23 protein-coding genes and 1 pseudogene are annotated in these 23,728 nt (G+C 59.3%); 13 read left to right on the forward strand and 11 right to left on the reverse strand.

Annotation, left to right across the window (positions count from 1 at the left end):
• Positions 1-51: 51 nt before the first annotated feature.
• From RO009_01215 to RO009_01230, 4 genes and pseudogenes are all read right to left on the reverse strand, one after another.
• Positions 52-441 (reverse strand): annotated as a pseudogene (locus RO009_01215) (integrase core domain-containing protein).
• A complete protein-coding gene (locus RO009_01220; protein ID MDT3683649.1) occupies positions 419-673 on the reverse strand; it encodes a hypothetical protein in 255 nt (84 codons plus the stop codon). Before RO009_01220 ends, RO009_01215 begins: the two are co-directional and overlap by 23 nt.
• Positions 674-697: 24 nt before the next feature.
• Positions 698-2,002 (reverse strand): serine hydroxymethyltransferase, encoded by a 1,305-nt coding sequence (gene glyA / locus RO009_01225; GenBank protein MDT3683650.1) that lies wholly within the window; start codon positions 2,000-2,002, stop codon positions 698-700.
• Between the two features lie 133 nt (positions 2,003-2,135).
• Positions 2,136-3,626 carry a PLP-dependent aminotransferase family protein gene (locus RO009_01230; protein MDT3683651.1) on the reverse strand — a complete coding sequence of 497 codons (1,491 nt, stop codon included), beginning with the start codon at positions 3,624-3,626 and terminating at the stop codon, positions 2,136-2,138.
• 111 nt (positions 3,627-3,737) lie between these two features.
• Between RO009_01230 and RO009_01235 the strand changes: the two genes are divergently transcribed.
• On the forward strand, positions 3,738-4,970 hold the full coding sequence (locus tag RO009_01235) for a benzoate/H(+) symporter BenE family transporter (GenBank protein ID MDT3683652.1): 1,233 nt from the start codon (positions 3,738-3,740) through the stop codon (positions 4,968-4,970).
• A 17-nt stretch (positions 4,971-4,987) separates the two neighbouring features.
• Positions 4,988-5,224, forward strand: coding sequence for a hypothetical protein (locus RO009_01240; GenBank protein MDT3683653.1), 237 nt, complete (start codon positions 4,988-4,990; stop codon positions 5,222-5,224).
• Between the two features lie 319 nt (positions 5,225-5,543).
• Here RO009_01240 and RO009_01245 read toward each other — a convergent pair whose 3' ends face one another.
• Entirely contained in the window at positions 5,544-6,512 is a 969-nt protein-coding gene (locus RO009_01245) for an integrase core domain-containing protein (GenBank protein MDT3683654.1), read from the reverse strand.
• 342 nt (positions 6,513-6,854) lie between these two features.
• Entirely contained in the window at positions 6,855-7,850 is a 996-nt protein-coding gene (locus RO009_01250; protein MDT3683655.1) for an integrase core domain-containing protein, read from the reverse strand.
• A 939-nt stretch (positions 7,851-8,789) separates the two neighbouring features.
• Between RO009_01250 and RO009_01255 the strand changes: the two genes are divergently transcribed.
• From RO009_01255 to RO009_01305, 11 genes are all read left to right on the forward strand, one after another.
• On the forward strand, positions 8,790-9,452 hold the full coding sequence (locus tag RO009_01255; GenBank protein ID MDT3683656.1) for a hypothetical protein: 663 nt from the start codon (positions 8,790-8,792) through the stop codon (positions 9,450-9,452).
• A 6-nt stretch (positions 9,453-9,458) separates the two neighbouring features.
• Entirely contained in the window at positions 9,459-10,103 is a 645-nt protein-coding gene (locus RO009_01260; protein MDT3683657.1) for a TetR/AcrR family transcriptional regulator, read from the forward strand.
• A complete protein-coding gene (locus RO009_01265) occupies positions 10,100-11,110 on the forward strand; it encodes an efflux RND transporter periplasmic adaptor subunit (GenBank protein ID MDT3683658.1) in 1,011 nt (336 codons plus the stop codon). Before RO009_01260 ends, RO009_01265 begins: the two co-directional genes overlap by 4 nt.
• Positions 11,098-12,033, forward strand: a complete 936-nt coding sequence (locus tag RO009_01270; GenBank protein MDT3683659.1) for an ABC transporter ATP-binding protein — start codon at positions 11,098-11,100, stop codon at positions 12,031-12,033. The genes RO009_01265 and RO009_01270 overlap by 13 nt, the downstream gene beginning before the upstream one ends.
• A complete protein-coding gene (locus tag RO009_01275) occupies positions 11,984-12,991 on the forward strand; it encodes an ABC transporter ATP-binding protein (GenBank protein MDT3683660.1) in 1,008 nt (335 codons plus the stop codon). The genes RO009_01270 and RO009_01275 overlap by 50 nt, the downstream gene beginning before the upstream one ends.
• Entirely contained in the window at positions 12,988-13,857 is an 870-nt protein-coding gene (locus tag RO009_01280; GenBank protein ID MDT3683661.1) for an LOG family protein, read from the forward strand. The genes RO009_01275 and RO009_01280 overlap by 4 nt, the downstream gene beginning before the upstream one ends.
• Positions 13,858-13,906: 49 nt before the next feature.
• Complete coding sequence (locus RO009_01285) at positions 13,907-14,323, forward strand: hypothetical protein (protein ID MDT3683662.1); 417 nt, start codon at positions 13,907-13,909, stop codon at positions 14,321-14,323.
• Positions 14,320-15,738, forward strand: coding sequence for an MBL fold metallo-hydrolase (locus RO009_01290; GenBank protein ID MDT3683663.1), 1,419 nt, complete (start codon positions 14,320-14,322; stop codon positions 15,736-15,738). The genes RO009_01285 and RO009_01290 overlap by 4 nt, the downstream gene beginning before the upstream one ends.
• Entirely contained in the window at positions 15,735-16,877 is a 1,143-nt protein-coding gene (locus tag RO009_01295; protein MDT3683664.1) for an ABC transporter permease, read from the forward strand. Before RO009_01290 ends, RO009_01295 begins: the two co-directional genes overlap by 4 nt.
• A gap of 2 nt (positions 16,878-16,879) precedes the next feature.
• Positions 16,880-18,010 carry an ABC transporter permease gene (locus tag RO009_01300; GenBank protein ID MDT3683665.1) on the forward strand — a complete coding sequence of 377 codons (1,131 nt, stop codon included), beginning with the start codon at positions 16,880-16,882 and terminating at the stop codon, positions 18,008-18,010.
• A 129-nt stretch (positions 18,011-18,139) separates the two neighbouring features.
• Positions 18,140-18,580 (forward strand): DUF2141 domain-containing protein, encoded by a 441-nt coding sequence (locus tag RO009_01305; protein MDT3683666.1) that lies wholly within the window; start codon positions 18,140-18,142, stop codon positions 18,578-18,580.
• 253 nt (positions 18,581-18,833) lie between these two features.
• On the opposite strand, the gene RO009_01310 is transcribed toward RO009_01305, so the two are convergent.
• From RO009_01310 to RO009_01330, 5 genes are read right to left on the reverse strand one after another with little or no spacing between them, the layout of a single operon-like run.
• Positions 18,834-19,535 carry an ABC transporter ATP-binding protein gene (locus RO009_01310; GenBank protein ID MDT3683667.1) on the reverse strand — a complete coding sequence of 234 codons (702 nt, stop codon included), beginning with the start codon at positions 19,533-19,535 and terminating at the stop codon, positions 18,834-18,836.
• 37 nt (positions 19,536-19,572) lie between these two features.
• Positions 19,573-20,706, reverse strand: a complete 1,134-nt coding sequence (locus tag RO009_01315; protein ID MDT3683668.1) for an ABC transporter permease — start codon at positions 20,704-20,706, stop codon at positions 19,573-19,575.
• Positions 20,703-21,938: an efflux RND transporter periplasmic adaptor subunit gene (locus RO009_01320; protein ID MDT3683669.1), complete on the reverse strand. Its 1,236-nt coding sequence runs from the start codon at positions 21,936-21,938 to the stop codon at positions 20,703-20,705. Before RO009_01320 ends, RO009_01315 begins: the two co-directional genes overlap by 4 nt.
• Positions 21,939-21,993: 55 nt before the next feature.
• A complete protein-coding gene (locus tag RO009_01325; protein ID MDT3683670.1) occupies positions 21,994-22,362 on the reverse strand; it encodes a hypothetical protein in 369 nt (122 codons plus the stop codon).
• 13 nt (positions 22,363-22,375) lie between these two features.
• Entirely contained in the window at positions 22,376-23,668 is a 1,293-nt protein-coding gene (locus tag RO009_01330) for an FAD/NAD(P)-binding oxidoreductase (GenBank protein ID MDT3683671.1), read from the reverse strand.
• Between the last annotated feature and the right edge of the window lie 60 nt (positions 23,669-23,728).

A 23,728-nucleotide genomic window follows, 5' to 3' on the forward strand; every position in this document is an offset into this window, starting at 1 on the left:
GGTCGGGGTTGCGCAGCCGATCGTCCGTTGCGGTGAGATGGGCGTAGGCCGCGGCGTGAGGTAGGCCAACGCCGAATGCGGGCGGCGCAAGTTGTAGTTGCCGATCCATCTGGCGATCACGGATCGCGCATAGTCGAGGTCGGAGAAGATCGTCTCGTTCAAGAGCTCATCTCGCGGGTACGCCCGTCGAAGGCTTCGCAGATGCATTCTGCATAATCTTGCCGGGCGCGATGAAGTGCCATGCGACCTTGGAGGCCTGCGTCCAGGCGACCAGGGCGCTGGAGGTGAACTCCGTCCCTGATCGGGGACGATCAGGTCCGGCTTCCCGCGTCGAGCGATGATGGCGTCGAGTTCGCGCGCCACCCGCCGCCCGGAGATCGATGTGTTCGCGATCGCAGCCAGGCATTCTTCGGTCACATCATCGACGACGTTCACGGGCCTCCTGAAGCTTGTTTTCCCCGAAGTCGGAGATTCCTGCAGCGTATGCCAGCCGCAGAACATGGGCCGGCACCGTCTTGGTGACGGACAGCAACCGCACATCGGCAGGATGCGGTCCGCAGCGATGGCAGGCAGCGGCGATACGCTCATGAACAGCTTTCAGGTTCACTGCGAAAGCCGACGCAGGATTATCACCAAAGCGAGCAATCTCTTCGGGTGAAAGCTCGATCGTCATCTCGGACCCACCTCCCGCCTTCAATCAATAGGGCAGCGGAAAACGCGCCACGAGCTGGCGTACGCGAGCGTTGATCGATTGCCGTTCTGCATCGAGCGTTCCGTCACAGACAGCATGGAGGGTTGCGAGAATGAGGGCAGCGACCTCGCGATACTCGTCCATTCCGAAGCCGCGCGACGTTCCGGCCGCAGAGCCGACACGGATGCCCGACGTCACCATAGGTTTCTCCGGGTCGTTCGGGATCGCGTTCTTATTGACAGTGATGCCAACCGATTCAAGTGCCTTTTCGGCGATATTGCCGGTCACGCCGAAGGGGCGCAGATCGATGACGGCCAGATGGCAATCCGTGCCGCCAGACGTTATTTTTAGTCCGCCGTCGGAAAGAGCCTGCGCGAGCACCCGACAATTCTCGACGACTGCGCGCGTGTAGGTTTTGAAGGACGGTTGCAGCGCCTCACCGAACGCGACGGCCTTCGCGGCGATGACGTGCATGAGCGGGCCGCCCTGAAGGCCGGGGAATGTCGCGGAATTAATCTTCTTCGCGATCCCGGCGTCATTGGTCAGGACAAACCCGCCGCGCGGTCCGCGCAAGGTCTTGTGCGTGGTCGATGTAACGACATCGGCGAAGGGCACGGGCGACGGATAGACGCCGCCGGCGACGAGCCCCGCGAAATGCGCCATGTCGACGAGCAGGATTGCGCCCACCTCGTCGGCAACCCCGCGGAAGCGCGCAAAGTCTATGATGCGCGGATAGGCCGAGCCGCCGGCGATTAGGAGTTTGGGCCGATGCTGGCGCGCGAGTTGCGCCACCTGATCCATGTCGATGAGATGTGTCTCCGCGTCGACACCGTAGCTCACGGCGTTGAACCAGCGGCCGGACATATTGACCGGCGCGCCGTGCGTGAGGTGCCCCCCAGCCTTCAGGTCTAGACCGAGGATTGTGTCGCCGGGAGTGAGCAACGCGAGGAAGACTGCCTGATTGGCCTGACTGCCTGAATGGGGCTGGACATTGGCATGAGTGCTGCCAAAGAGTTGGTTCACGCGCGCGAGCGCCAAATCCTCAACGACATCCACATTCGTGCAGCCGCCATAGTAGCGGCGATTCGGATAACCTTCGGCATATTTGTTGGTGAGCACAGAACCCTGCACGTCGAGTACCGCCTGGCTCACGAAATTCTCCGATGCGATCAATTCGATGGACTCGCGCTGCCTGACTTTCTCGTTTGCGATCGCGAGGGCAACCGCAGCATCGGCGGAGGTTAGGCCGACAGCGCTCACGCCTGCGCTCGCTATTGTCTGAATTGCGCGCGGCGCGACCGATGTTTCCATCGTTGATCTCCTTCAAAGTGCTGGCAACTAACCGACAGCTACGCCCTGGGCTGGGTGTTAGTCAGCGCCTACCATAAATTTGGTCTGATGAACCCTGCCATTTTACGAAGTATGGCCAGACCAAATGCCGGTGCTATGACTGCATCGCGTCCCGAAATGCATTCGCCAGTTTCCTGACCGCGATTTGGATTTCGGCCGGCGTGTAGGCGGCAAAACCCATCAGAAATCCCGCCTTGCCGTCACCGGTCACATGGAGCGCCGATAGCCCCAGAAGCTCGATCCCGGCACGCCGCGCGGCATCGATGGCGGCCCGTTCGGGTAAGTCGCAGGTCAGCACGCACGGCATTTGCAGGCCGCCAATCGGAACGCGTGGCTCAACAAAATCCGCAAGATGCTTGCCAACGAGGCTCACCAGCAGGTCGAGCCGTCCGGCATAAACGCCGCGCATGGTGCGTACATGTGCCCCGAAATGTCCGCCTTCCATGAACCGCGCCAGCGTCAGTTGAGCTATTGACGCCGTGTGCCCGTCCAGCAGCGTGCGCGCCACGGTCATCGGCTTGACGAGCTGGGACGGCAGAACGACGTAGCCAATCCGCAAGCCTGGAAAGAGCGATTTGGTGAAGGTGCCGATGTAGATCGTCCGCTCATGCGGATCGAGCCCTTGCACGCAGGCAGTCGGCTTTCCAGCGTAGTGGAACTCACTGTCGTAATCGTCTTCGATGATCCACGCCTGATGCCGGACCGCCCATTCGATCAGGGCGAGGCGGCGATCGAGCGCCAACGTTGCACCGGTCGGGAACTGGTGGGAGGGCGTCAGGAAAATGGCCCTGGCCTTGCGTGGTTCGGCCATGATCTGCTCAACCATGATACCCTGGCGGTCGACACGGATCGGAACGCATTCGAGCCCCGCCGCGTCGAACGCCTTGCGCGCGCCGTAATAGGCCGGGTCTTCGATGAAGATGCGATCGCCAGGATCGAGTAGCATGTTTGCGCACAAGATCATCGCCTGCTGCGAGCTTGTGAGGATCAGTACACGATCGGCGGTGGCGCGCGCGCCGCGCTCAAGATTCACATAGTCGGCGATCGCTCGCCTTAGCGGCACGGTGCCTTGCGGATCACCGTGAAGCAGGGCCTGCGTTCCGGTTTCCTTCAGCACCTGCCGTCCCAGACGTTCCCAGAGCTGAAGTGGGAAGCTGCGCGTGTCCGGCACGCCATGCGCGAACGGCCGGGGCGACAACATCTCGCGTACGCCGCCGCCGCGGAACATGGCGTTCCCGCGCTTGCTGAGGTTGGGGGCCTGCTTGCGCAAAAGCGTATCGCGCTGTGAGAGCCGGCGACCGGGCGTGAACTCCGTCATCTCCGCAACGAAACTGCCGCTCCCAATGCGCCGATCAATGAAGCCTTCGGCATGGAGCTGTGCATAGGCTGCCTCGATCGTGTCGCGGGAGACGCTGAGCGATTTGGCGAGCATGCGCGAGGCCGGCAGCGGCTTTCCTGGGCCAAGCGCACCGTCGAGGATCAGTTGCCGGATGGCCCGCTGTATCCGCGCATGAAGCGGCATTGCCGCATGTGCGGGGTGAGCAAGCCATGCCTTTACGGACTCCAGTTGAGAATGCTTGAACAAATGGTCTGAACCTCTCGAATAAAGTGGATGGAAACACCGGACCATTCATCCGCTAAATGTCAAGGCATGTCCATTGGGCCTTGGCCCCGATTCAGGAGCCCTTTCAAGGTTATGTCGTCCAGATCCTCACCAGCGTCCATTCGCCTGATTGATCTCACCCACCCCACTGTCGCGGGGTTGATTTCCGTCATCGTCAACTATGGCGGAACCTTCATCCTGGTCTTTCAGGCGGCGAAGGTTGCGGGTCTGAGCCCGGAACTGACGGCATCGTGGGTCTGGTCCGTATCCATCGGCGTGGGACTGACGGGACTGTTCCTGAGCTTGCGCTACCGCGAGCCGATCATCACCGCCTGGTCGACGCCGGCAGCGGCTTTTCTCGTCACCGCCCTGGCAACGACACCCTATGCAGAAACTGTCGGCGCCTACATGATTTCGGCATTGGCTTTCGTTCTGCTCGGTCTCTCGGGCTATTTCGAGAAAGTGATCCAACTGATCCCGCCGGGCATCGCGTCTGGCCTGCTTGCGGGCATTCTGCTCCAATTCGGCATCGGGGCATTCGACGGCGCAAGCATCGAGCCTCTCCTGGTCGGGCTGCTGATCGTCGCCTATGTTCTGCTGAAACGCTTTTCTGCTCGTTACGCCGTGGTCGGCATCCTCGTTCTCGGACTGGCCTTCCTTCTCGTACAGGGTCGCGTTGACCTGTCGGGGCTCCAACTGCAGTTTGCCGCTCCGGTCTTCACCATGCCCGAATTATCGCTCAATATGCTGCTGAGCGTCGCACTGCCCTTGTTCCTCATCACGCTGACCGGGCAATACATGCCAGGAATGCTCGTTCTGCGAAACGACGGCTTCAAGACCAGTGCCAATCCCATCGTCACCGTGACCGGCCTTGGTTCGCTGCTCATGGCTCCGTTCGGCTCCCACGCGTTCAACATCGCGGCCATTACGGCGGCGATCGCCACTGGCAAGGAAGCGCACCAAGACCCGACGAAGCAGTGGATCGCGGGTATTGCGGCGGGCTGCTTCTATATCCTCGTCGGCGCATTCGGCGTGACCCTCGCCGCCGTGTTCATGGCGTTTCCCGCAACCTTTATCACAACCCTCGCCGGTCTGGCACTGCTCGGCACGATTGGCGGCAGCCTCGCAGGGGCGATGGCCGACCCAATCTCACGCGAAGCGGCGCTGATTACGTTTCTGGCTTCGGCCGCAAATATCAACCTGCTCGGCATCGGCGGCGCATTTTGGGGACTGGTGATTGGCCTTATCGCCCACATTATGCTGAACGGCCGCTTGCCGCGCCGTGAACGCGCCGATCTGGCCGTGCGCGAAAGCGCCGCGAAGTGATGGCCCAGGGGATACCCATGTCCATCATTTCAATTCAGGGCCAGGTCCTGCATGGGCGCGTCGGCAATAGTGCCGCCGTCCTGCCCATGGAGGTTCACGGCCTGAATGTCGCGGTAATCAGCTTTGACGTTGCAGGAACGGCGGCATTCTTTGGAATGAAGGCGGAGTTGCAGAACGTCTATCAGCGCGTTGCCAAGATCGAACGCACTCCAGCAACTTGCGAGTGTCGTGGTACAATCCGCGCGCCAGGATGAACTGCTCAATGCAATAGAGCGGCGTGTCGATCGCCTTGAGCAAATCCAAGCCCTAAGACCCCCTGAAACCGATCGGCGATTCCAACGCGTACCCTCTCGGCCGAGCAAGTAGCTACCTGCGCGTTTTGCCGTTTTGCAAGCATGAGCGACGCAGGCAGCTACGGACACACCAGCAAAGTAGTTTCCTGTCAGAAATAGTCCTGGCTGACGTTCGAAACCGTCATTCAAGGCCGCGACGAGGGCATGATGCCCGATTCGGTATTGCGGCAGTCCGCGTGACCAATGTCGCACGCGAGCGTGCACCTGTCCTTTCCGAAAATCATATCCGGACGTATTGGTGATGCAGGCCGGCCAAGATCGGGGCGGCGACAATGGCGCCGGAGCGCTGGACAGCTCGGTGCCAAGGCGCATCTTTCTGTAACGCCAGGACGCGCCGCAGGTGCACCTCTCCGACAATCAACAGGTAATCCAGACACTCGCGACGCAAGGTGCCGATCAGTCGTTCCGCAATCCCGTTCTGCCAGGGTGATTGAGGTGAGATCGGACGGTCCCGTATCCCTATGGTCCTGACTCGCGACACAAAGACGTGCCCGTAACAGCCATCATTGTCGCGCACCAGATAGGTCGGCGCCGATGTCCAAGGGAAGGCTTCCGTGATCTGTTGGGCCAGCCAAGCCGCCGTCGGATGTCGGGTCACCTCGACCCAGATCAACTGCCGACGGCCGTGGCCGAGGACCAGAAAGGCAAACAGGCGGTCAAAGCTCACGGTCGGGACGACCACCATATCGATAGCCGCTATCGTATCGGCGTGATTGCGAAGAAATGTTCGCCAACTTTGTGACGGCGGCCTGCTGCCTCGCACGAGGTATTTTGAGACCGTGGATTGGGCGACTTCGAACCCGAGCATCAACAACTCGCCATGGATACGCGGAGCGCCCCACAGCGGATTTTCCCGGCTGATCCACCGGATCAGCTCCCGCAGCCGGCGATCAATCCGTGGCCGCCCTGCCCTCCAGCGCGACTTCCAGCGCCAGAACATACGAAATCCAACACGATGCCAGCGCAGGACCGTCTCCGGCTGCACGACCCTGACAACTCCAAGCAGGCGCGGCCACAGCCTGGTCATCAACATGAGAAGAAAGCGGTCACCGTTACAAAGCCGAGGTTGTGCCCGACGCAGAGCGATATTGAGCTGATGCCGAAGCATCAGATTCTCGGCTTCGAGCCGGCGCCGCGACTTGAACAGGTCGCGAACGAACAATGCGAGCGAATGGAGGACAGCAATCATCGCCTGACAAAGATGCGACGATTCTGGCTCACAAGGCTAATTCCGTGCCGGATAGAATTTTCCGAAAGGACAACGTGTTTCGGCAATTTCCGGAGAGCGGTTTCGATAATTCGCGGACAGCGATTTCAATAATTCCGGAACGGGATTCCGAAGTGAGGAAATCCGCCGAAAAACCGATTTCAAATCTAGACCACACCCCCAAGGACGCCTCAAGATAAGTGAGTTATTGCAAGCTGATATGAATGTTCTTCTCCTGGGTGAAGCTGATCAGCTCCTCAAAACACTCTTCACGGCCGATTCCCGACTGTTTGTACCCGCCAAACGGGTGTCTGTACCGAAAACCTAACTCCGACCATATTGGTGATGAAGGCCACCGAGGATCGCACGTGAGGTGATACGCCCTATTCGCTGGATCGGACGAGACAACGGCGCGTCTTTACCCAATGACCAGTGCGTGCGGATTTCATTGTAATAAGCCGCATAGGCGCGCAACACGCGGCGCAAGTGCGATTCTCCAAGCACGATCACGTGGTCGAGACACTCGCGCCGGACAGACCCGATCAACCGTTCCGCATAGCCATTCTGCCAAGGTGACGATGCGGCAATGGGCCTGTCCCGAATGCCCATCGCCTGCAAACGACGTGTTACGATGGCGCCATAGATCTGGTCGCGGTCACGAACCATGTACCTTGGGGCTTCGTCCCAGGGGAATGCCTCCGTGATCTGTCGGGCAACCCACTCCGCCGTAGGGTTCGTGGTCACAGCGATCCAGACAAGGTGTCTGCGATCCAGACGGACAATAATAAACGCATATAGCAATTCAAAGCCGATGGTGGGAACGACGAACAGATCCATTACCGCAATCTCAGGCGTGTGATTGCGCAGGAACGTCCGCCAGCCCTGATCTCCTGGCCCACGCCGCTTGATCATGTATTTGGCGACGCTCGATTGGGCGACGTCGAAGCCGAGCTTGAGCAGTTCGCCATGGATCCTTGGCGCGCCCCAGATCGGGTTCGCGATGCTCATCTGCCGGATCAGCGCCCGAAGGTCCGCGTCGATCCGAGGCCGCCCTCCTTGCGAACGCGACTTCCAGCGCCAATAGAGACGGAAGCCGGTCCGATGCCATCGGATCAGCGTTTCCGGCCTGATCACGACAAGGGAGCCAAGGATCGACGGAAACCAACGATTGAGCTGCACAAAGAACCAGCGATCGCCGTTGGTCAGCGGGACACGGCCTTTGACCTTGCGCCGCAGCACAACAACCTGATGACGCAACAACGCATTTTCGGCGAGCAGGCTGCTATTCGACCTGAAAGGCGAGACCAGAACGGCCAGCAAGAACGAGAGCAGCCGATCATCGCCTGTTTATAGGCGATTCCATCAGCTCAGAGGGCTGAATCGAGTTTTCGGTATAGATAGGGTTTCGCCCGCATCCGTATCGATGGGAGAGCCTGCCAGAACAAGCGTACGTACTCTTGCTGGGAAACGTGCCGTATACATTGCCGCGAGCCATCCCCCCTGGCACAATTCCACGAGGTTGACTCGATCGCCAAGGTCGTCGATGCACACATTGAGTTCGGCGAGATAATTTGTCGATGTCATAGGATTTCGTCACCCTGTTGGCGGACTTCCAGTCAATTGCGCAGAGCCGCCCAATTCCATGGGCGAGCACCGTCTCAATGAGGCTTTGCCCCGTTCGGAAATCAGCGATCGTAGAAGAATGTCCGGCATAGGGCGGAACCACCAGTGTGAACGGTCCATCTGCCATCCGCGAGTACTCTCGCAGCTTGCTTGTTGACCAGGTCGGCGCTGGCCGTTGCACTTGGGTTCGTTGCACAACCTCTGCAAATGTCAGGTTTCTCCTCAATGCATCTATCCGCGCCGATGTGAGCGTTTTGGACAATGACAGCGGCCAAAACCAGGGAACGAACCCACTGGCATGCGCCCCGCTACCTACCAGGTTTCGAGCCCCCTGCTTTGTTGGAACCCGAGCGCTTTGGGGGAGAGTCTCCGCTGGTTCTTCATTCTGAGCGCCTTCTGTTTTTTGGCAAAGATAGTGACTAATTACTAATACTGCCTTGGATTCCACGCAAGCTTGTTAAATTTAGGCAGATCCTTCCCCTTGATTTCTTAGATAAATGCTCATTCAGCTTGCATACTATCCACTTTAACACCGTATCGTCCTATCCGGTCCGCCTCGCGCAAAGTCGGTATCTTGACAGCCCATTTCATTCATAATAAGTGATTACTAACTATCTAATAAGTGAGGCTTTGCCGATGCCTATAGAGCCGATCGACGCTGATGACGCGGACATTGCCGTGGCGACTATTCAGTTGGTCGGCGAGCTCGGGGCCGACAAGGTCACCGTCACAGACGTGAGGAAACATCTTGGGATCGGCGAAGGCGCAATGGAGCGCCTTTGTTCGAGCGAGGAAGATTTGTGGCACACCACGATCCGCTTCATCACCCAGGGCATGTATCAATCTTGGGATAATTGTATCGCAAGCGCCCTTCCGCCTAGGCAGCGCCTGCGAGCCCTGTTGACGAATCAAATTGAGCTGGTCACGGGAACGCCCGCGCTCCGCGACATCTTATTTTCTCGCCGCCTTAATCAAAATCATACAGCGATCGCGCGTGAGCTTCGGAACGCAAGAGACAAATTTGAACAGTTGATCGCTGATATCGTTGCGGAGGGAAAAGCGTCAGGCGATTTCCCCGATGTTCCGGACCCCGACATCATCGTTCGCGGCATTACGGAGTTGCTCCAAGGATTCATTCTAAATTGGTCACTTGCACTTCAGCCCGACATCTCTCTCGATGAAATCTGGTCTCGACTAGATGGCCTCTTGGAAGGAACAACCACAATCCAGAATGTCGCGCTAATTTTTGATGAAATTACGGCCCGAGATGACATCAAGATTCATCTTGAGAGGAGCTAAGAGCGCATGCGAATCCGCAGAACGGCAGAGGAACGCAAATCCGAGATCGTCGAGACGACCCTGCGGCTTGCGGACAAGGTCGGGCCTGATCGACTCACGACCGATGAAATCGCACGAGGCGTGGGCGTAACGCAGGCTGCGATCTTCCGTCACTTCCCCAGTAAGAAAGATTTATGGACTGCGGTCGCGACCAGAATTGGTGAAAAATTCCAGCAGCGTTGGTTTGCAATCGAACAGGCGGGGGCCGAACCGACCGTACAACTACGCGAGCTTTTGCTCGGTCAATTAAAGCTGATCCAATTGACGCCGGCTATTCCCGCCATTTTGCTTTCGCGCGAATTGCACGTGGAGAACAAGATCCTGCGCACGATCTTCTGGCAGTTCATGCAGCAATTGCTCGGCCGCGTCGAACGCCTGATCGCCGCTGGTCAACGCGAGGGTGTTTACCGAAACGATGTCGAAGCAAAGGACGCGGCATTTCTTATGATTGGGCTTATCCAGGGTCTTGTTCTTCGTTGGTCCTTGAGTGGTCGAGCGTTCAATCTGCCGGCAGAAGGTAATCGTTTACTCGATATCCAGCTTGAACTTTTTGCCGGACAGTCTCAGCAACATCGCGCAGAGAAGTCTCCTCAATCCGAGAGGGATTCATGAACAAGCGGTTGCTGTTCATTCCGGTCATTATCGTTGCTGCTGCTACCGCACTTTATGCCTATTTCCAGCTTCGGCCGCAGCCCGATCCCAACCTCATCCGTGTGTCGGGCAACATTGAGTTGAATGACGTCGAAGTTAGTTTCAGAATTCCTGGCTGGGTCGAGGCACGTCCGGCCTCCGAGGGCAAAACGATAAAGGCTGGCGAGATCGTTGCTCGCCTGGAAACGACAGAACTTGCCCAGGAAGTGGCGCTGCGCGAGGCCGAGGTTCGCGCCTATACCGCCGAACTCGCCGCACTACATGCAGGATCGCGCCCCCAGGAAATTTCTGTCGCGCAAGCAGCCGTCCGCCTTGCCCAAGCTGAAGTGGAGCGTCTTGCCGCTGAATTCGAACGGCAGAAAGATCTGTTTGAGCGCAAGACTGCGTCTCAAGCTGTCTATGAGCGTGCCAAGGCCGAGCACGAAGTGGCGCGAAGCCGACTGCAAGAAGCCAAGGAGCGATTGAAGCTTGCCGAGGAAGGACCGCGTCAGGAAGACATTGCCCGCGCCCAGGCGCGTCTCGACCAAGTGAAACAAAGCCTCGCTATCGCAAAAACGCGATTGGGCTACGCAACGTTACGCTCGCCGATCCCGGGTATCGTTCTGTCGGAAAATATCCAGGCCGGCGAATATGTCGTTCCCGGCGTTCCCGTGGTGACAATTGGCAATCTCGCCGAGGTTTGGCTGCGCGCCTACGTAAACGAGACCAACCTCGGTCGTGTCAAGCTTGGTCAACGGGTCTGCGTACGTACGGATACCTATCCGGACAAAACCTATGCGGGGGAGCTGTCGTTTATTGCGTCTGCGGCGGAATTCACGCCGAAGAACGTCCAAACGACCGAGGAACGCGTCAAGCTCGTCTACCGGATCAAGATCGATATCGCCAATCGGGAGTTTGAGCTCAAGCCGGGCATGCCCGCCGACGCCGAGATCTGGCTCGGCGAAGGAGAGCCGCCATGCCTGCGATAAGGGCCGAGAACCTGTCCAAATCCTTTGGCAACCTGAAAGCGGTCGATGACCTCACGCTCTCCGTCGAAGAGGGCGAGATATTTGGCCTAGTGGGTCCGGACGGTGCCGGCAAAACAACCACCATGCGGCTGCTGACCGGGATCATGGACCCGACCGCGGGCGACGCCTGGGTCGCGGGTCGACACGTTGTCGAGGAAGCTGAGGCCGTCAAGGACGACATCGCCTATATGAGCCAGCGCTTCGGCCTCTATCCCGACCTTACGGTCATGGAGAACATCGATTTTTACGCCGACCTTTACGGTATGCCGCGCCGCGGGCGGGCGACACACATCGAGGAACTCCTCGCCTTCAGCAATCTCACACCCTTTAAGAAGCGTCAGGCCGGCAAGCTCTCCGGTGGCATGAAGCAAAAGCTCGGCCTCGCCTGCGCACTTATTCATACGCCGAAGGTGCTGTTCCTGGACGAACCGACCAATGGCGTCGATCCGGTCTCGCGCCGGGACTTTTGGCGCATCCTTTACCAACTCCTGCGTGAGAACGTGACCATCTTCGTCTCGACCGCCTATCTCGACGAAGCCGAGCGCTGTGCGCGTGTCGCGCTCATGCACAAGGGGCGGCTCATTGCCGTTGGGACGCCGGACGAGGCAAAGCAGCTGATGCAGGGCACACTGATCGAGGTTCGGGCAGCCGAGCCGCGTCAATCCGCGGCACTGTTGCGCGCGCGTCTGGAGTCCGCAAGCGTCGGTCTGTTCGGTGATCGTGTCCACATCGTCGCGCAAGACCCCGACACGGCAATGACGAAAGCCGCCGAGATCCTCAGGCACGCGGGGCTCGCAGTTGCGAGCATCCGCGTCGTCGAGCCGTCGCTTGAAGATGTGTTTGTGTCGGTGTTGTCGCAGGAGGCGGAGGGTGGAAACGCCTGAGCGAAGCATCGCCGTGTCCGTCAGGAATTTGGAGCGCCGGTTTGGCAGCTTCGTCGCCGTCAACCGTGTGTCGTTTGACGTGGCGAGAGGCGAGATTTTCGGCTTCCTCGGCCCGAACGGATCCGGCAAGTCGACGACCATCCGGATGCTGACCGGCATTCTTGCGCCGAGCGCTGGTACCGGAACCGTTGCCGGCTTTGACGTTAACACCGAGGCCGAAAAGATCAAATCCCATATCGGCTATATGAGCCAGCGCTTCTCTCTCTACGAGGATCTGACGGTCGAGGAGAATATCGACTTCTATAGCGGCATCTACCGCATCGCGAAGGAGAGACGGCAAGAACGCAAGGAGTGGGTCATTGAAATGGCGGGTCTCGCGGAGCATCGGGCCTCGCGCACAGCGATCCTTTCGGGCGGCTGGAAACAGCGCCTCGCCCTTGGCTGCGCGGTCCTGCACGAGCCGCCCGTAATCTTCCTCGACGAGCCGACCTCAGGTGTGGACCCGCTGAGTCGCCGGCGCTTCTGGGACCTGATTTACGACCTGTCGGCCAAAGGTGTCACGGTGTTCGTGACCACCCATTACATGGAAGAGGCCGAATATTGCGACCGGATCGGCCTCATTCACCGCGGCGACCTCATCGCTGTCGGTACGCCACATGAGCTCAAGACGACGCTGATGCAGGAAGATGTCCTCGAGGTCGTCTGTGAGCGTCCCCAGGAGGCCATGAACGAGATCGAGGGAATCGACGTCGTAAAGGAGGTGGCGCTGTTCGGCAAAGACCTCCATGCTGTGGCTGCAGACGGCGAGGCTGCTGCGGCCGCGATCCGCCAGCAGCTCGAGACGCGCGGCTATCGTATCAACAGGGTCGAAAAGATCACCCCATCACTTGAGGACGTCTTTGTCTCCCTTGTCGAGGCGCGCGATCGGGCGCACCAGTCCGAAGAGGTCGCGGCATGAGCAAGCGATTGCAAATGTCGACGGCCTGGCCGCCTCAATCGAACACGGCCCCGACTGCAAGTCCTTCTTATCGACTCGCCTTTGAGGATGTCGACTTCCTTGGCAAGCAGGATCTTCGCCCACTCCGGCTTCAGTTAGAACTGCTCAAGCCTGAATGGTATCTGCGACAGGAAGCAATCACCTCGACCATCGTCGTGTTCGGCAGCGCACGTCTCTTATCACCGGAGATTGCCAGCAAGCAGCTTACGGAACTCAAAACCGCCCTGCGCAAGAAGCCGCAGAATAAAGCACTGCAGTCGGCATTAAGGCGGGCCGAAAAGCAGTTGGACTATTCTCGCTACTATGCCGAAGCACGTCGGTTTTCCGCGCTCGTGTCGCGGCGTTTCCAGCAAGAAGGTCGGTGCGACTTCATGATCGTAACCGGTGGTGGCCCCGGCATCATGGAAGCCGCCAATAGAGGCGCTCACGATGTCAATGGGCGAAGCATCGGGTTCAATATCACCTTGCCTCGCGAGCAAGTCCCCAATCCATTTGTCACTCCAGATCTCTGCTTTCGATTTCGATATTTTGCAATCCGCAAGATGCACTTCCTGCTCCGCGCAAAGGCTCTGGTGGTCTTCCCCGGCGGATTGGGAACGATGGATGAGCTCTTTGAGGTCTTGACCCTGATCCAGACCGGGAAGATTGCACGAATGCCCGTCGTTCTCATCGGTCGCGATTTCTGGACCAGCGCCATCGATTTCAATTTCCTCGTCGAGGAAGGTGTCATCGACCCTGATGACATTGCTTTGTTTCAGATCGCGGATTGTTCCGAGCAGGCAATCCAGATTGTCCAAAAATTCTATGGCGGGAGGCCGCCTGAATGAAATGGCTCCGTGCTAATCCAGCGAACAATTACTCAGAAGAGGTGCGATAATGAAGGCGCGTGGGGAAGGCACGCTCTGGCTACGGTCGGCGAGCATCATCGCCGTCCTGTTCGGACTTCTGACAATCCAAGAAGGTGGCGCGGTCATATTTTGGAGCGAGACGGCGCGCCGTGCGGCCGGTCAGTACGTTCCCTTCGTCGTCTGGTTCAACTTCCTGGCAGGATTCGCCTACGTTATCGCTGGCATCGGCCTTTGGCTTCGACAGCGTTGGACGACGGCAGTTGCGGCCGCGATCGCGGCGTCAACACTAGTTGTCTTCGTTGCTTTCGGCCTGCACGTTGCAGGCGGTGGCGCCTATGAGCTGCGCACCGTCGTCGCGATGAGCCTGCGTAGTGCTGTGTGGATTGCCATTGCGTTTGTCGCGTACCGCTTCATCCGGCAGACACGCAGGAGGGCAGGCCTGTGAAGATCGCGTTTCACGGCGCAGCGCAGGAGGTCACCGGTTCCTGCACCATGATCGAGACCAAAGAGGTTCGCTTTCTGGTCGATTGTGGGATGTTCCAGGGTGGGCGCGAAGCCGACGGTCGAAATCGCGCACCCTTTGCGTTCGATCCTCGCACCATCAATTTTGTGCTCCTGACCCATGCCCATATCGACCATAGCGGGCTTCTCCCGAAACTTTGGCGAGACGGCTTCCGCGGTCCGATCTACACGACCCCGGCAACCGCCGAACTCCTCGCAATCATGCTCCGCGACAGTGCGAGCATTCAAGGCTCCGAGGCCGAGCGGGCAAAACGCAAAAGTCGCACCCGCGGGGCGGCAGAGCCCATCTACAGCATGGCCGACGCTGAAGCCGTGCTGGGCCTGCTCAGTGTCGTGCATTATGACACCCTTCACAATCCGCACGACTCCATCCGTATTCGCCTGCGCGACGCGGGCCACATTCTCGGCTCGGCGATCCTGGAGATATGGGTCAAAGAGAGCCCTCGCGAACGGAAACTGGTGTTCTCAGGCGATCTTGGTCAACCGGGACGTCCCATCCTCCGCGATCCGTCGCCGATTGAGGACGCCGATATCTTGTTTGTTGAATCGACCTATGGCGACCGGCGTCACAAGAGCCTCGCAGAAACCCTCGATGAATTCGTCGCGGTGGTGAATGAGACACTGGAGGTTAAAAAAGGAAATGTCATCGTTCCGGCTTTTGCCATCGGCCGAACGCAGGAGCTGATCTACTATTTCCATCATTTGACCTGCCGGGGCCGGTTCCGCCACCTCAGCATTTTCATCGACTCGCCGATGGCCACCGCCGTCACCCGGGTTACTCGGAGCAACCTTGCGCTGTTCGACGAAGAGGCCAAAAAGCTTGTCGCATGGCATGCGGCTGGAAAAGGACTCCCCAACCTTACATTCGTTGGCTCGGTCGATGAGTCGCGCGCCCTCAACACCATTCGATCCGGCGCCGTCATTATTGCCGGAAGCGGCATGTGCACGGCGGGCCGCATCAAGCACCATTTGCTGCACAACCTGGGGCGCCGCGAGAACGCGGTCCTGATCACGGGGCTCCAGGCCCAGGGGACGCTTGGCCGCCGGCTTGTGGATGGCGCCGAGCGCGTGCGCATCTTCGATCAGGATGTGGCAGTGCGGGCCAGCATTCATACGCTCGGCGGATTTTCTGCGCATGCGGATCAATCTGCACTTCTGCACTGGCTTGGCGCCTTCCGGCGTGCACCCACGCGCACCTTCGTGATGCACGGCGAGCCCCGCTCCTCCACCGCCCTTGCCGGCGAAATTTCTCGTCGGCCGGGTTGGAATATGCAAACGCCCAAGACCGGACAAATGGTCGAGGTTGCGGCGGGCGACGCCGGAAAGCGGCTGCCATGACAAGAATGAAACCCTTCCGGGTCTGGGCGATCGCCCGCAAGGAGACCATCCATATCCTTCGCGACCCGCGCAGCCTCGGCATGGCAATCGCCATCCCAATGCTGCTCTTGCTGTTGTTCGGCTACGCGCTGTCGCTCGACGTGGACAACGTACCGACTGTCGTCTGGGATCAGAGCGCCTCGCACGAGAGTCGCGAGTTCGTAAGTCATTTCGACGGCTCGCGGTATTTTTCAGTCACCGGCCACGTCCATAGCTACCGGGAGGTCGAGCGGGAGATCGATTCCGGCCGGGCGCTGGTCGCGCTCGTCATTCCGACCGACTTCGCCGGCCGCATCGAGGCCGGGAGACCGGCACCCGTCCAGGCCATCGTCGATGGCAGCGATCCCAACACCGCAACAATTGCCATGGGCTATCTCGATGTGGTCGCCTTCAGCTATTCCCAGGACGTGGCGCTGCGCGCAATCCGTCGTACCACCGGTCAGACTGTTCACCCGCCCGTCGATCTGCGCGCCCGGGCCTGGTTCAATGCCGACCTCGAATCGAAGAACTACATAATTCCCGGCCTCATCGCCGTGATCATGATGGTGATCGCAGCCCTCCTCACCTCGCTCACGATAGCTCGCGAATGGGAGCAGGGCACGATGGAGCAGCTCATCGCAACGCCGGTGAGAGGCAACGAGCTGATCCTTGGCAAGCTGCTGCCCTACTTCACCATCGGCATGCTCGACGTCGCACTCGCCGTCCTGATGGGCGAGTTCCTGTTCAATGTGCCGTTACGTGGAAGCGTCGCGCTTCTCTTCGCCATGGCGGCGGTTTTCCTTGCCGGCGCCCTCTCGCTCGGCATGGTAATCAGCATCCTTACCCGCGGCCAGCTCCTCGCCAGCCAACTCGCGATGGTACTGACCTTCCTGCCCTCGTTCCTGCTCTCCGGTTTCATGTACGCGATCGCCAACATGCCGGTGCCGATTCAGGTGATCACTCATCTGGTCCCAGCCTCGTATTTCGTCACCATGCTCAAGGGCATCTACCTCAAGGGTGTCGGCCTCCAGATCCTTGCGACAGAAGCAGGCCTCCTCACCCTCTTCGGAGTGGCCCTCGTGGTGCTCGCCAACCGCAAGTTCCGAAAAAAGCTGGTGTAGCGATGTTCGAGCGCATCAAACACATGCTGATCAAGGAGTTCATTCAGGTCTTTCGCGACCCGAAGATGCGCGGAATCATCTTCGTGATGCCGGTCTTGCAGGTTCTCATCTTTGGCTACGCCGTGACATTGGACGTCAATAACATCGCCACAGCCGTCTACGACCTCGACAACAGCGTGGCGAGCCGCGAGCTAGTCGCGCGATTCGAAAAATCGGGTTATTTCGACATCGTCGAGCATGTCGACAATATTGAGCGTGTTCGCGGCTTGCTTGACCGTGGCCAAGCGAGCGCCGTGCTCCAGATTAACCGGGGTTTCGCCGATGCGCTCCGCGCCGGGCGTACGGCCGAGTTGCAGCTGATTGTGGACGGTACCGACTCAAATACCGCCGGCGTTGTCCTCGACTACAGCGCCAAGATCACAAAGGCCCTGTCCGAGAAGGTGCTGATCACCCGATTCACGCGCGTGAAGGGCTCGTTCGAAAAGCCGGGTCGCGTGGAGCTAGAGACGCGCGCCTGGTTCAATGACAATCTGGAGAGTCGCAATTTCTATGTTCCGGGCGTCATCGCAATCGTCGTCATGCTGATCACCCTCATGCTGACCAGCATGGCAGTCGTACGTGAGAAGGAGATCGGCACCATCGAGCAGATGATGGTGACGCCGATCACCCCCGCGGAGTTTATCCTGGGTAAGACCCTGCCCTTCGCGCTTATCGGTTTCGTCGACGTTGTCCTGGTAACCGTGGTTGGCGTGTTCTGGTTCGGGGTGCCGATCTACGGAAGCCTGCTGCTGCTGTTTTTCGCCACGGCACTTTATCTGATGACCACTCTCGGCATCGGGCTCCTCATTTCGACGGTGAGTCAAACGCAACAACAAGCGATGATGAGCGCGTTCTTCTTCTACTTTCCGGCCGTCCTTCTCTCCGGCTTCATGTTTCCGATCGCCAATATGCCCACCGTGATCCAGTGGCTCACCTATCTCAACCCCTTGCGATATTTCCTCGTGGTCGTCCGCGGCATCTTTCTGAAGGGCGTTGGTCTGGAGATATTGTGGCCCCAGATGTTCGCTCTTGCCGTTGTAGGTGTCGTTCTTCTGTGGTTCGCCGCAAGTCGTTTCAAGAAAACATCGGGCTGACCATGTCCTGCCTTCGAGCAAAAAATCATCGTCACATGATCGCGCTTCCATGGATACGAGGGAAATGTCTCGCAAGGGCGCCAGAACGAAGGCTTACAGAATCCACTGTAATCTGAAGGGAGTCATATAATGAATAACTTCTCTGGTTTTCTACCATCTGTCGCTCTTGCATTTTTGATTGCGGCAACGGGCTCTGCTCACGCTCTTGATGTTTCGGTCTCAGGCCTCCGAAACCGAGACGGCAATGTCGTAATCTGCGTATGGCGCAGACAGGATAGGGGGTTTCCGAATTGCGGAACAGGACAACCATTCAAAAGGCTCACGATCCCTGCCACAGCACCAGGTTTGGCTTTGAATGATCTTCCTTCTGGCGAATACGCAATTTCAGTTTTCCACGACGAAAAGAGGCGCGGCAAGTTGGAGACAAATCTTTTGGGCATTCCGTTGTCGGGCGTTGGCCTCGCCAACAATCCGCAGTTTGGACCGATTAACCCGCCAACCTTTGCTAAGGCCAGAGTTTTCGTGCCCAACACTCAGGCACTCGATATTGCCGTCAAATACCTTTTTTAGTGAAAACTGGTGGGCGATAGTGAGGCATCGAAAAATACAAGAATTGCGTCGTACGAGTTTGCCCGGCCCAGACAAAGTTGGAATTCAGCAATTTGTCATTCGTCATTTTACAGAACCAGAGCGCAGAGCATCTTGATGTTGACACTGCTGAGGTGACCTGCCGGCAACGTTTTTCGACAAAACTTCGCTCATCGCAGCCTGAAGGAAGCGATCTATATTTCGGCATCGGCTCGCGGCTGAGCTCGCAGATCGGTCAGACCACACCGTTTCTGCCCAGAGGATCAGGCCCATCCAGCCGGCCATCGCGCAACTGGAAGATATGATCGAAGCGGTCGAAGATTTTCTCGTCGTGTGTGACGGCGATGATGGCAGCGTCATGCTCAACGGCAAGCCTGCGCAACAGGTCCATGACGATACCGGCGCGCTTGGAGTCGAGCGCAGCGGTCGGCTCATCGGCCAATATGATCCGCGGACTATTGGCCAGCGCACGGGCGATGGCCACGCGTTGCGCCTCCCCGCCCGAGAGCTTGGCCGGCATGGAGCTGCTGCGATGACCAACCTCCAGATAGTCGAGAAGCTCGCCAGCCCGCTCGCGTGCGGCGGCGATGTCGGCGCCCGCCAACTGGCGGACAATCGCCACGTTATCTGTCGCATCGAGGAACGGCAGTAGATTATGGAACTGGAAGATGAAACCAATCTTGTCGAGCCGCAGTCGTCTCAAGTCGCTGCGCTCCCATTGGCTATCTTTCAGGACGAGTTCACCATCGAGCTCCATGGAGCCCGCTGAGGGATCGAGGATGCAGCCGATGATGTTGAGGAGCGTGGTCTTGCCGGACCCGGAAGGTCCGAGCAGCGCCACCACCTGGCGCGGATACACCTCGAGCGAAACGTCCCGTAATGCGTCTACGCGAGTCTCGCCCTCGCCGAAATGCTTGGAGATGCCATCCAGACGCACGAGCGGGACACTTGAGCTTTCGCCTGCCCCTGTCATGTCAGCCTCCGAGCGCCGTTGCCGGGTCGACCCTTAGCGCTGCGCGCACGCCGAGCCCGCTCGACAAAAGGCACACTACGAACACGATCAGGCCGAGGATCACGACATTGTCCGGTTCCAGGATCACGCGGCGCGGGAAGTAGTCCTTGATGCTGAGGATCAGCGTGGCTCCGATGGCAAAGCCGATAAAACCGAGGGCCAGAGCCTGCTGCACGATCATGCCGATGATGGTGCGGTCTGGGGCCCCGATCAACTTAAGAGTCGCGATCTGTTTCAGCTTCTCCATGGTCATCGTGTAAATAATGAGCGCAATGATAACGGCAGAGACCGCCAGCAAGAGAGACGTGAAAAGTCCGATCTGACGTCGGGCCCGATCAACCAGCGAGCTTGTCAGGATGTTTTCCTGCGCCTCCTGCGTGATGGCGGCGAGATGCTTCCAGCGCCGTATCGCGGCAGCAGTGGCATCGGGGGAGGCATTCGGATGCAGCCGGGCAACAACGGCGTTGACGGTATCGCGGCTGGCACCGCCAGTGCCGCGAGCGAGTTGCACGCGCGCGGCGGACGGCGCGAGGTCGAATTGCAGTCTTTGCGCATCGGCTAGCATGATGTAGACGGCAGGATCACCACCGGAGTTGACCTGGTGCCGGGTCAATCCCACGACCGTGAAGGTGTTACGACCGAGTTGGATCCGTTCGCCTAAAGTCAATCCGGTTGAACGATCGGCGACCATTTCGTAGTGCCTGCGTCCAATCTCGCGCCCCTCGGAAATTTCCGGTGGACCTCCGGGCCGCGTCAATTCGTAGCCGATGACATAGAACCGCAGTTTGCCATCTCGGTGCTCGGCCTCGACGGTCTGATAGGTGAYGCTRCCGGCGGCRGTCACGTCGGCRATSCGTGCMACCGCYTCRCGGATGTCTCCGGGRATCCGGGACGCCTCGGCGAAGGGACCGCGTGTATTGGCCTCCACCACCCACAGGTCAACAGCCGGCGCCCGGGCAATCGTCAGGGCGTCGACGATCAGACCGCGATAAATGCCGATCATGGCCAGCACGACGCCGAGCAGCAGCCCGAGCCCCACACATGTCAGCAGGAAGCGACCGAGCGCGTGCCGGATGTCACGATASGCRAGGTTCATTTGGACCCCACCTCGGTCACGCGCGCTGCTCGGCCTTCACGCAACCCACTCTCCAGCCGGCTCACAACACGAGCGTTTGCCGGAAGGCCGCCGATGATCTCCAGGCGCGAATCCTCGGTGCGATGCCGGAACTGRACCAGACGGCGATGCAAACGACCGTCCTCGACCGTCCACACCGTACCCTGTCGCCCGTCATAGCCATGCACCGCGGCTGATGGCACAAGCAGGGCGTTGTCGAGGCTGGCCACGGTGATCCAGAACTCCACCTGCTCTCCGAGGTAGACGCGAGCTGGCGGATTATCGCCCCTGAGATAGACGCGTCGCTCCTCGGTGACCCGGTCGCTTTCAAGCCCGATGCGAACCACGCGGCCCGTGAAGGATTCGAGGGGACGGGAGCGCAAGCGCGCCTCGACGGGCTGGCCCTCCTCGATAAAGCCCGCGCGGGCCTCATCGACATAAGCGAGGCCCCAATAACTTCCAACGGCAATCAGAGTAAAGATCGGGTCGCCGGCCTTTATTACCGAGCCTARCTCCTTGTGGCGCTCAATGACCACGGCATCGAAGGGAGCAACAAGCGTGCGATGCCGCAGCATGGTCTCCTCGTATTGAAGCTGGGCGCGGGCGTCTGTCAGTTGCGCCTTGGCGCTTTCCACCTCGCTTTCCGCCACCGCTACATCCGCCTTGGCCACGGCCTCGTCGCGAACGGCCTCTTCCGCCGCCTGCTGGGAGACCACATCGCGACCAGCCAAGGCCTGTTTGCGCCGATTTGTCTCCTGCTTCTGCGTGAATGTGGCACGCGCCTTCTCCAAATTGGCGGCGCTCTTGGCGATATTGACCTCGGCGATCAGCAGCGAGGCGCGTGCTTTAGCAACCTTGGCATCCTGCTCGCCGGTAGCGAGCCGGGCCAGCACTTGCCCTCTGCTGACGTGATCACCATGGTCGGCGTGCAGTTCGGCAAGCGTGGCGCCGACTTCGAACCCGATCTTTGAGAGGACGCGTGCCTCGGTGGTTCCGAGGCCAAATACCCGGACCGGAACATTCTGCTCAGGCGCCGCAACCTGAACATCGATCGGTCGATTGGAGTAGACAAGGGCGGCAACGGCAATGACAGCAATGAGGCCCGCCACCGCCAGCGTATAAGTCACCGCCGGTTTGCGCAGCAAGGCGGACGAGCCGGCCTTTTTTTTCGTCAGTCCGGATGACTTTCCGGCCTTGACGGCGGCTAAACGCACAGAATCATCCATATCGAGCTCTGCTTCTCGTGGGCTGGATCGCGCATGTCCAGCGCTAGAACGCTGCTGCGTTTCCGCTCGCACAGCGGCGTGCAGCCACCATAAACAGCAGTGCAGCCACAATCACGCCCGGCACCAGCCCGAACAGGAACGCGAAGGCATAATCGACTACCGCGCTGAGCGCGCCGACATCGGCAAGCGTCCAGCTAGGCGCCGCGAAGGTCGCCGCGACGGCTACGATCAATCCGGCTATCAGCGCGGCGAGAATCGGGCGCTTCATTGGTCTATCGGCGCGATAGAGCTTCAGCGCACTCATAACGATGCCGATAAAGAGCACGAGGGAGAGACCAAGCAGCAGCCACAGCCATAGACCCACGCTTTCGTACAGGATGAAGAACAGAGTTATCGGATTGAAGTCACTCATGATTATCTCCCTGTTATGCGCGGCCACGCAGCATGGCGCGATAGGCGCCCTTGAGGCCCTTTTCCTCGATCAGCCAGGACACCCACAGTTCTTCGAGCGGCGGAATGAAGGGAAAGGACGGGATGAGCTTTCCGTCGTAATCGAACTCGATCAGCATTGCCTTCCCGAGGGCTGTCACCATCGGACAGGAGGTGTAGCCGTTGTAGGTCTTCTGCGGCGTGCGCCCAGCCGTCTCGGCGACGAGATTGTCGACGACCACTGGTACTTGCCATTTGACGCTGGCCGCCGTCTTGCCGCGCGGCACGCCCGCAATGTCGCCGACGGCAAAGACTTCGGGATAGCGTGGATGACGCAGCGTGGCCTTGTCCGCTTCCATCCAGCCGTCGGCCGCGAACGGACCGTCGCGCCACGGCAGCGGGCTGTTACGTAGCGCGTCGGGCGCGCGCATCGGTGGCACGACATGGATGAAATCATAATCGAGCGTTACGTCTCCTGAAGGCGTTACGTAGGTTGCGCGTCTGGCGCTGGGATCGATCGCTTTGAGCACATGGCTGTAATTGACGGCAATGTCGCGCTCGGCGAACAACGTCTTGACCTTCTCGTGGACAAGTGGGACGGTAAACACCGTCGGATTATGCGCGTTGTAGATCAGCTTGGTAGCGCTACGGCGACCCCTGCGGCGCGCTTTGTCATCGGTAACAAACGTGACCTTGAGCGGCGCGCCGGCGCACTTCATCTCACTCGCGGGGCGTCCGAACAGACCGACGCCGCCGATCTCGATGAAGCGGTCGATGGCCGCCGCCGATGCGGCAGCCTGCGCGGGGCCGGCATAGACCGATGCAATTCCCTCCTTGCCGATGAGAGACGGATCCATGCCGGCGATCGCGCGATAGTCGAGCATCAATCCGGTGGCAACAAACAGAAAATCATAGGCAATTCGTTGTCCGTCAGCCGTAACGACCGCTTTGGCGTCCGGATCGAATTCGGCCACTGCCTGTTCAATCCATTCCACGCCCCGTGGCATGTAATCCGCATTGCGCCCTGTGACGTCCGCCGGGCTCCACAGGCCCATCGCAACCAACGTGAAGCCGGGCTGGAAATGGTGCTCCTTCTTGGCGTCAATTAGGGTGATACTGGCATTCGGCATTTGTCGGCGCAGCCGCGCAGCGAGCGAAAGTCCGGCCGCCCCTGCCCCTGCAATAACGATGCGGGCGCGCGACGCCGATTCTTGCGCTGATGTTTCTGCCGCTATTACGGCGCCCGCTGCAAATGCGGCGGCTCCAGCTAGAAATTCGCGTCGTCGCATTGGCTTCTCTCCCCTCGCCTTTCGATCATTGGGATTGTCATCCGCGTGCCGCCTGCGTGC

Origin of the sequence: Pseudorhodoplanes sp., assembly GCA_032027085.1 — a bacterium.
GTDB lineage: Bacteria > Pseudomonadota > Alphaproteobacteria > Rhizobiales > Xanthobacteraceae > Pseudorhodoplanes.

Coding starts and splice junctions, on each gene's coding strand:
- RO009_01325 (MDT3683670.1), bottom strand. CDS start 22,362: ATGAGTGACTTCAATCCGATAACTCTGTTCTTCATCCTGTACGAAAGC.
- RO009_01275 (MDT3683660.1), top strand. CDS start 11,984: ATGTGTTTGTGTCGGTGTTGTCGCAGGAGGCGGAGGGTGGAAACGCCT.
- RO009_01270 (MDT3683659.1), top strand. CDS start 11,098: ATGCCTGCGATAAGGGCCGAGAACCTGTCCAAATCCTTTGGCAACCTG.
- RO009_01305 (MDT3683666.1), top strand. CDS start 18,140: ATGAATAACTTCTCTGGTTTTCTACCATCTGTCGCTCTTGCATTTTTG.
- RO009_01280 (MDT3683661.1), top strand. CDS start 12,988: ATGAGCAAGCGATTGCAAATGTCGACGGCCTGGCCGCCTCAATCGAAC.
- RO009_01300 (MDT3683665.1), top strand. CDS start 16,880: ATGTTCGAGCGCATCAAACACATGCTGATCAAGGAGTTCATTCAGGTC.
- RO009_01330 (MDT3683671.1), bottom strand. CDS start 23,668: ATGCGACGACGCGAATTTCTAGCTGGAGCCGCCGCATTTGCAGCGGGC.
- RO009_01255 (MDT3683656.1), top strand. CDS start 8,790: ATGCCTATAGAGCCGATCGACGCTGATGACGCGGACATTGCCGTGGCG.
- RO009_01245 (MDT3683654.1), bottom strand. CDS start 6,512: ATGATTGCTGTCCTCCATTCGCTCGCATTGTTCGTTCGCGACCTGTTC.
- RO009_01265 (MDT3683658.1), top strand. CDS start 10,100: ATGAACAAGCGGTTGCTGTTCATTCCGGTCATTATCGTTGCTGCTGCT.
- RO009_01220 (MDT3683649.1), bottom strand. CDS start 673: ATGACGATCGAGCTTTCACCCGAAGAGATTGCTCGCTTTGGTGATAAT.
- RO009_01260 (MDT3683657.1), top strand. CDS start 9,459: ATGCGAATCCGCAGAACGGCAGAGGAACGCAAATCCGAGATCGTCGAG.
- RO009_01235 (MDT3683652.1), top strand. CDS start 3,738: ATGTCGTCCAGATCCTCACCAGCGTCCATTCGCCTGATTGATCTCACC.
- RO009_01295 (MDT3683664.1), top strand. CDS start 15,735: ATGACAAGAATGAAACCCTTCCGGGTCTGGGCGATCGCCCGCAAGGAG.
- glyA (MDT3683650.1), bottom strand. CDS start 2,002: ATGGAAACATCGGTCGCGCCGCGCGCAATTCAGACAATAGCGAGCGCA.
- RO009_01285 (MDT3683662.1), top strand. CDS start 13,907: ATGAAGGCGCGTGGGGAAGGCACGCTCTGGCTACGGTCGGCGAGCATC.
- RO009_01240 (MDT3683653.1), top strand. CDS start 4,988: ATGTCCATCATTTCAATTCAGGGCCAGGTCCTGCATGGGCGCGTCGGC.